Source organism: Trujillonella humicola, assembly GCF_046233715.1.
Classification (GTDB): Bacteria; Actinomycetota; Actinomycetes; order Mycobacteriales; family Geodermatophilaceae; genus Trujillonella; species Trujillonella humicola.
The window spans coordinates 1-7,385 of sequence record NZ_JBJNRJ010000097.1 but is presented as its reverse complement, the minus strand read 5'-3'; the positions used below and the strand labels follow the sequence as shown (position 1 = coordinate 7,385).

Here is a 7,385-nt window from a genome sequence, read left to right as displayed (position 1 = left end):
CCCCCCCCCCCCCCCCCCCCCCCCCCCCCCCCCCCCCCCCCCCCCCCCCCCCCCCCCCCCCCCCCCCCCCCCCCCCCCCCCCCCCCCCCCCCCACTCCGCTAGGACGCACGCTGACACGGCGCCGGCGCTGCGCTGACCAGCGCATTCGTCGCACCGGACGCCGCCTGACCCGCCCGTCACACCCGTCGCAGCGGGTCGCACGGGTTCCGTTCGACCGTCCGTAGGTTCCCCTCCGGCCCTCGGGCCCGCGACCCAGCTCGGGACGCGTCTGGAGCGGGGGCAGCGGGTGCGGCGCGTCGGAGCTGTCCTGACGGGTGCGGCGCTCGTCGTCGCCGGGATCCTGACGGGGGTGCCGCCCGCGGCGGCCGCCGCCGGGGACCTCACCCTCACCGCCGTCCCCGACCGCGTGGGGATCGGCGGCTCGGCCGGTGCGGTGGACCTCGCCTACGCCGGTGGCCTCCCCGGCTCCGCCGCGCTCGAGCTGTCGCTGGTCACCGACGCGCCGGCGGTCGCCGGGGTCCCGGTGCTCGGCACCGACGACGTCGTCCTCACCGCCGACGGCGCACCGGTCGGCCTCGCCGCCGGCCCCGACGGGCGCACCCTCACCCCCACGGGGCCGCTCGCCCGGCCGGCGCAGCTCACGCTGGGCGTCGACCCGGCCGGCGGGACCGCCGCGGCCGACCTGGCCGGCACCACGCTCGTGCTCACCCTCCGCGTCGTCGACGGCGGCACCGAGCTCGACGTCGAGCAGCGGGTCGTCGACCTCGTCGTCCCCGGCGTCGCGGTCGACGTCCCGGCCGGGCCCACCACCGACGGCGTCCCCGCGGCGGTCACGGTCCGCCTGACCGCCCCGGCGGGCGTGTCCTGGACCGGCCTGCCCGTGGCGCTGGCACTCAGCGCGCCCGGTCTCACCCCCGGCGCCCTCGCCGTCGAGGAGCAGGACGGCAGCAGCTGGCGCGGCCTGCCCGGCACCCAGCCCGTCGCCGGGACCGTCCTGGCGATCGCCGGCGGCCCGTCGGGTGTCGACGTCGCGGCCGGCACCACCACGACCGTGCGCCTGAGGCTGACCGCGGCACCCTCGGCCCCGACCGCGGTGCTCGCCGTCGCCGCGGCCGCCTTCCTCGCCGGCCAGGACCCCCTGGCCGGCGAGCCCTTCGGCACGGCCGGCACGTCCACGACCCTCGGTCCGCCGGGTGCGGCTCCGCCGGGTGGCCCCAGCGGGCCGGTGTGGTCCAGCCCTGCGGGCCCCGGCGCGTTGGGGAGCGGCGCGGTGGCCGCCGCACCGGCCGCCGCACCGGCCGCCGCCGTCCGCGCGGGCGGGCTGGCCAGCACCGGCGCCGACCTGGCCGTCGGTGTCCTCGGCGCCGCCCTCGTCGCCGCCGGCTCGCTGCTCGTCGTCGCCGGCCGCCGCCGGCGCGCCTCCACCGGAGGTGCCGCGTGACCCGCCGCCTGCTGACCGGGATCGCGGTCGCCGCCGTCGCCGTGTCGGGCCTCGTCCTGGGCCCCCTGCCCGTCGCGGCGGCCGCGCCTCCCATCACCGTCACGTCGACCGGGGAGGGCACCGCCACCGCGGGCTGCGACAGCGGCGGCGCCTGCACGCTGCGCGGCGCGGTGCTGCTCGCCAACCAGCGCCCGGGCGCCGACACGATCTCCCTGCCCGCCGGCACCTACGTCCTCGGCAGCGGTGCCGACGACGCCGCCGCGCAGGACGACGCCGCCGTCGGCGACCTGGACGTGGTCGGCGAGCTGACCGTGTCCGGCGCCGGCGCGGGCACGGTCGTCCGGGGGAGCGGAGCCGACCGGCTCTTCGACGTCACCCCCGGGTCCGACGGCCGCGGTGCCGGGGCCAGCGGCGCGCTGGTGCTGCGCGACCTCGTCCTGGAGGGCGGGTCCGCGCCCGTCGCCGGCGGCACCGCGGTCGGCGGCGCGATCCGGGTCACCGGCACGGCCGACGGCTCCGCCACCTCGGCGCTGACCCTCGAGCGGGTCACCGTCCGCGACAGCAGCGCCCGCGACGCCGGCGGTGGCGTCTACGCCACCGACGCCGTCGTCCGCCTCACCGACAGCACGCTGCAGGGCAACCGCGCCACGGCCGGCGACGGCGGCGGCCTGGACCAGGGCGGCAGCGGCGCGCTGACCGTCACCGGCGGCACGGTCACCGGGAACTCGGCCACCGCGGCCGGGGGCCTGGGCGGCACCGGCGGCGGCATCCGTGCCACCTCGGTGCCCGTGGCGCTCACCGGGACCGAGATCTCGGCCAACACCGCCGTCCGCGGGGCCGGCGTCCTCGCGGCCACCGACGACCTGACCGCCACCCGGCTCACCGTGCGGGGCAACACCGCGTCGACCGGCGGCGGGTTGTTCCTCGCCGGCGGTGGCTCGCCCGGCGCGCGGATCAGCCACAGCGCCTTCACCGCCAACGACGCCGCCCGCGGCGCCGCCTTCTACGCCGACCAGGGCACCGTCCGAGCCTCCTACAACCGCATCGCCGGCAACGTGACCAGCGCGGTGGACGCCGGCACCGAGCCCGGGTGGACCACCGCCGGGACCGACGTGGTCCTCACCCGCAACTGGTGGGGCTGCGCGAGCGACCCGGCAGCCGGCGACGCCGTCGCGCGCGGCTGCGACCCGGTGCGCGGCGCGCCGGCGGGCACCCGGCTCGTCCCCACCCTGACCGCCGCCCCGACGACGATCCGCGAGGCGCAGTCCAGCACGCTCACCGCCAGCTTCCTGGCGGACTCGGCGGGCGCCACCGTCCCGGCCGCCGAGCTGACCGCCCTCGTCGGGCTGCCGCTGACCTTCGGCGACCCGGTCGCCGGGTCGCTGTCCTCCGCCGCGACCACGCTGGCCGCGTCGGGGACCGCGACCGCCGTGTTCACCGGCGCCGCCCGCGGCGGTGCCGGCGGCGCCCGGGTCACGGTCGAGCGGGCGAGCACCACCGCCGCCGTGACCGTGCAGGCGCCGCCGCTGCTCACCGTCCCGGAGCCGATCACCGTGGTCGGCGCCCCGGCGGGGCTCGGGTCGGCCACGGTGCCGTTCGCGGTCACGGCCACCGGCCACCCCGCCCCGACGACGGCCTGCACGGTCGGCGGCGCCGCCGCCGTCTCGCCGCGGGTCTTCCAGGCCGGGCAGACGACGGTCGTCTGCACGGCCACCAACGGCGTCACCCCCTCGGCCGGCGAGTCGTTCGTGGTCACGGTGCAGACCGCGCCGGTCGCCGTCCCGCCGGCGCCGATCGTGCTGCGCGCCGCCGACGGGGAGCAGTCCGCGGCGCTCCCCGCGTTCGTCCCCACCGCGATCGGCTGGCCCGTGCCCAGCGTGGCCTGCAGCGCCGGCGGTGCCCCGGTGGCCGCCGGCCGCACCTTCCCCGCCGGCATCACCACCGTCGAGTGCGTGGCCACCAACGGCGTCGGCGCGGACAGCCGGGAGACGACGACCGTCACCGTCGAGACCGCCCCCGGCCTCGTCGTCGGCGACGTCACGGCCGACGAGACCACTCCCGGCGCAGGCGCCGTCGCCACGTGGACCGCGACGCCCACCGGCTTCCCCGCCGCGACCGTCACCTGCGTCGACGCCGGCGGCCGCACGGTGACCAGCGGCAGCAGCGTGTTCCCCGCCGGGACGACGGCGGTCACGTGCACGGCCGCGAACGGCACGGAACCCGCCGCCGTCGACGGCTTCACGGTCACCGTCCGCAGCGTGCCGACCATCACCCTGGCCGCGACCGTCCCGGTCACCGCCGCCGCCGGTGCGACCTCCGCCCCGGTTCCCCTCCCGGTGACCGCCACCGGATCGCCCACCCCGGTCATCACCTGCTCGGTCGACGGCCGGACCGTCGCCCTCACCGCGGACCTCCCGGTCGGGGTCACCGACGTCGACTGCACCGCCGAGAACGCCGCCGGGTCGGCGAGCGCCTCCACGGAGGTGGTCGTCTCCGCGCCGCCCACCCTGACCGTCGGGGACGTCGTCGTCCGCTCCCCGGACGGCTCCGACCGGGCGGCCACCTGGACCTCCGCGGTCACCGGCTACCCCGCCGCCACGGTCACCTGCGACGCCGGCGGACGGGCCGTGACGAGCGGGGACGCCTTCCCGGTGGGTGCCACGACCCTGGCCTGCACGGCGACCAACGGCGTCGGCGCGGACGCCACGGACACCGCCACCGTCACCGTCGAGTCGCCGCCCCGGCTCGGCGCCGCCCCGCGCACGGCGACGGCGGCGAGCGGGGCCACCACCGCGACGCTCGCCGACCCGCTCGCCGACGTCGCCGCGACCGGCTGGCCCGCCCCCGCCGTCGAGTGCCGGGACGGGGCCCGCGTCCTCACCGCCGGCGACGCCTTCCCGGCCGGCGTCACGACCGTCGGCTGCACGGCGACCAGCGCGCTGGGCACGGACACCGCCGACTTCCCGGTGACCGTCTCCGCGGCACCGGTGCTGGCCGCGGTGGCCGACATCGCCGTCCCGGAGTCGGTCGACCCGCAGGGCGGCGCGGTCGTCTCCCTCGCGCCGCCGGCGGTCACCGCGTACCCGGCCGCGACGGCCACCTGCGCCCCGGCGGGCGGCAGCCGCTTCCCGGTCGGGACGACGACGGTCACCTGCTCGGCCACCAACACCCTCGGCACCGGGACGACGACGTTCACCGTCACGGTCGCACCGCGGCCGGTGCTCACGCTGCCCACCGACGCCGTGGACGCGCCGGCCGGCTCGCCCGCGCGGATCGACCTCGGGTCCCTGGCCCCGGGCTCGCGCTACGTCGTCGAGTGGGGCGACGGGCGCACCACGCGCGACACCGTCGCCGCCGAGCCCCGGCCGGGCCACTCCTACCGCGGGCTGGGGATCTACACGGTCACGGTCGTCGGCTACGACGCGCTCGGCGTCTCCTCGGCGCCGCAGACGGTCACGGTGACCGTGAGCGGCGTCCAGGTCGTCCAGCGGCTGCGGTCGACCGTCGCCGGCCGGTCCTGCGCCGCCGGCCCGTGGTGGCAGCCGCCCGCGCGGGACCTGCTCGTGGCCGGCACCGCGAGGGACGACGTCATCACGCTGACCGCCGTCGCCGGGGGCGTCCGGGTCGACGTGGGAGGTACCCGCACCGAGCACCCGCTGCCGGCCTCGGTCCTCGTGGTGGGTCTGGGCGGCACCGACACCGTCACCGTGGACCCCGCGCTCGGGATGCCCGTCGACGTGCAGCAGGACGGCGCCGCGCTGAGCCCGCTGGGGCCGCTGTGCTGACCGCCGCGGTCGCCGGGCGGTCCGGTGCGGGCGCGCGGGCGCCGATGACGGAGTGGACGCGGCCGGGGGCCGCAGGAGAGGTGGGGACATGACCGACGTGCTGCTCGAGTTCAGCGCGGAGGCCTTCGCCGAGGCGGCGGGTGCGCCCTTCGCCGCCGGGACGACCGCCGGCCCGGTGCCCCTGCGGCTGCTCGACGTGGTCGACAGCTCCACCGCCCGCGCCGACCAGTTCTCCCTGGTCTTCAGCGGCCCCTCTGCCGTTCCGCTCGGGCAGGGGACGCGCCGGGTGCAGCACCCGCAGCTCGGGGTGTTCCCGCTGTTCGTCGTCCCGGTGGGGTCCGACGGCGACGTCACCCTCTACCAGGCGGTGTTCAACCGGCACCGGCCCGAGGCCTCCGGCCTGCTGGTCGCCTCGTGACGCTCACCCGGCGCACCCTGCTGCGCGGCGGGGTGCTCGTGGGGACGGCGGCGGCCGCGGCGACTCTGGCCGGTGCGGTACCGGCCTCGGCATACGGCGCCCAGCCCTACGTCGGCGAGATCCGCATCTTCGCCGGGAACTTCGCCCCGGCCGGGTGGCTCTTCTGCGACGGGCAGCAGCTCCCGATCTCGGAGAACGACGTCCTGTTCCAGCTGATCGGCACCACCTACGGCGGGGACGGGCAGGAGACCTTCGCCCTGCCCGACCTGCGGGGCCGCGTGCCGGTGCACATGGGCACCGGCACGGACGGGATCTCCCACCAGCTCGCGGAGACGGCCGGCACGGAGCACGTGACGCTCACGGTGCAGCAGATCCCCACCCACCGCCACGTCCCCGTGGCCGGCGGCAGCAGCGGCGTGCGCGCCACCCCGGCCGGCGGGGTCTGGGCCGCGTCGCCGACGGCGCGCCCGTACACCGACGCCGCCCCGCAGGTCCCGCTGCACCCCGCGGCGCTGGCCCCGACCGGCGGCAGCCAGCCGCACGACAACATGCAGCCCTACCTCGCGGTGAACTTCATCATCTCGCTGTTCGGCGTCTTCCCGAGCCCGACCTAGCCGGAGGCCCCGACGTGACCGAGCCGTTCATGGCCAGCATCCAGTTCTTCTCGTTCAACTTCCCGCCCAAGGGCTGGGCGTTCTGCAACGGCCAGTTCCTGCCGATCAACCAGAACCAGGCGCTGTTCGCCCTCCTCGGCACGACCTACGGCGGGAACGGCCAGACGAACTTCGCGCTGCCGAACCTGCGGGGCCGGGTGCCGGTGCACACCGGCGTCCTCCCCCAGGGCGCTGCCTACGGGTCCTCGGTCGTCACCGTCACGCAGGCGCAGCTGCCTCCGCACACCCACCGGCCCATGGCAGCGACGGGGCGCGGCTCCGCCGCGACGCCGGCCGCCGGGGGGACGTGGGCGGCGGGGAGCCGGGCGCCGTTGTTCACCGGCGGGGCCGACACCGCGATGGCGGACGCGACCGTGTCCGACACCGGGGGCAGCCAGCCGCACGACAACCGCCAGCCCTACCTGGTCCTCAACGCCTGCATCGCCCTCACGGGCATCTTCCCGAGCCAGAACTAGCCAGGAGCCGTCGTGCCCGATCCCTTCGTCGCCGAGATCCAGGTGTTCGGCTTCGCCTTCCCGCCCAACGGGTGGGCGCAGTGCAACGGCCAGATCATGCCGATCTCGCAGAACACCGCGCTGTTCGCCCTGCTCGGCACCACCTACGGCGGGAACGGCCAGAGCGTGTTCGCCCTCCCGGACCTGCTCGGCCGCGTTCCGCTGCATCCCGGGCAGGGACCGGGTCTGTCGGGCTACGACCTCGGGCAGACCGGCGGCTCGGACACCGTGACGCTGCTGGAGTCGGAGATCCCGGTCCACACCCACCAGGTCAGCGCCTCCGACGGCGCCGGGGGCGGCCGCACCGCCGTCCCCGCCGGCGGGGTGTGGGGCGAGTCGGAGGAGGACCCCTGGTCCACCGGCACCCCGGGCGCGGCGATGAGCCCGATGGGCACGTCGATCGCCGGCAGCGGGCAGCCGCATCCCAACACCATGCCCTCGCTGGTGCTCAACTTCTGCATCGCCCTGCAGGGCGTCTTCCCGCCACGCCCGTGAGCGGAGTGGGGGGGGGGGGGGGGCGGGGGGGCCCGGGCCCCCCCGCGCCGCGCGCGCGCGCGCCCGCGGGCTCGAGC

At 78.2% G+C, this 7,385-nt stretch carries 6 protein-coding genes; all 6 read left to right on the top strand.

Annotation, left to right across the window (positions count from 1 at the left end):
• Positions 1-350: 350 nt before the first annotated feature.
• The 6 genes from ACK586_RS24990 to ACK586_RS24965 all read left to right on the top strand — a co-directional run bounded on the left by ACK586_RS24990 (position 351) and on the right by ACK586_RS24965 (position 7,308).
• Positions 351-1,442: a hypothetical protein gene (locus tag ACK586_RS24990; RefSeq protein WP_409333239.1), complete on the top strand. Its 1,092-nt coding sequence runs from the start codon at positions 351-353 to the stop codon at positions 1,440-1,442.
• On the top strand, positions 1,439-5,227 hold the full coding sequence (locus ACK586_RS24985) for a hypothetical protein (protein WP_409333238.1): 3,789 nt from the start codon (positions 1,439-1,441) through the stop codon (positions 5,225-5,227). Before ACK586_RS24990 ends, ACK586_RS24985 begins: the two co-directional genes overlap by 4 nt.
• Before the next feature lie 88 nt (positions 5,228-5,315).
• Positions 5,316-5,645: a DUF6916 family protein gene (locus ACK586_RS24980; protein WP_409333237.1), complete on the top strand. Its 330-nt coding sequence runs from the start codon at positions 5,316-5,318 to the stop codon at positions 5,643-5,645.
• Positions 5,642-6,259, top strand: a complete 618-nt coding sequence (locus ACK586_RS24975; protein ID WP_409333236.1) for a phage tail protein — start codon at positions 5,642-5,644, stop codon at positions 6,257-6,259. Before ACK586_RS24980 ends, ACK586_RS24975 begins: the two co-directional genes overlap by 4 nt.
• A gap of 14 nt (positions 6,260-6,273) precedes the next feature.
• Positions 6,274-6,774, top strand: coding sequence for a phage tail protein (locus tag ACK586_RS24970; protein WP_409333235.1), 501 nt, complete (start codon positions 6,274-6,276; stop codon positions 6,772-6,774).
• Between the two features lie 12 nt (positions 6,775-6,786).
• Positions 6,787-7,308, top strand: a complete 522-nt coding sequence (locus tag ACK586_RS24965) for a phage tail protein (RefSeq protein WP_409333234.1) — start codon at positions 6,787-6,789, stop codon at positions 7,306-7,308.
• The last annotated feature ends 77 nt before the right edge of the window (positions 7,309-7,385 follow it).

What these genes read in the sequence shown, in the direction of transcription:
- ACK586_RS24980 (WP_409333237.1), top strand. Translation starts at nt 5,316, where the DNA reads ATGACCGACGTGCTGCTCGAGTTCAGCGCGGAGGCCTTCGCCGAGGCG.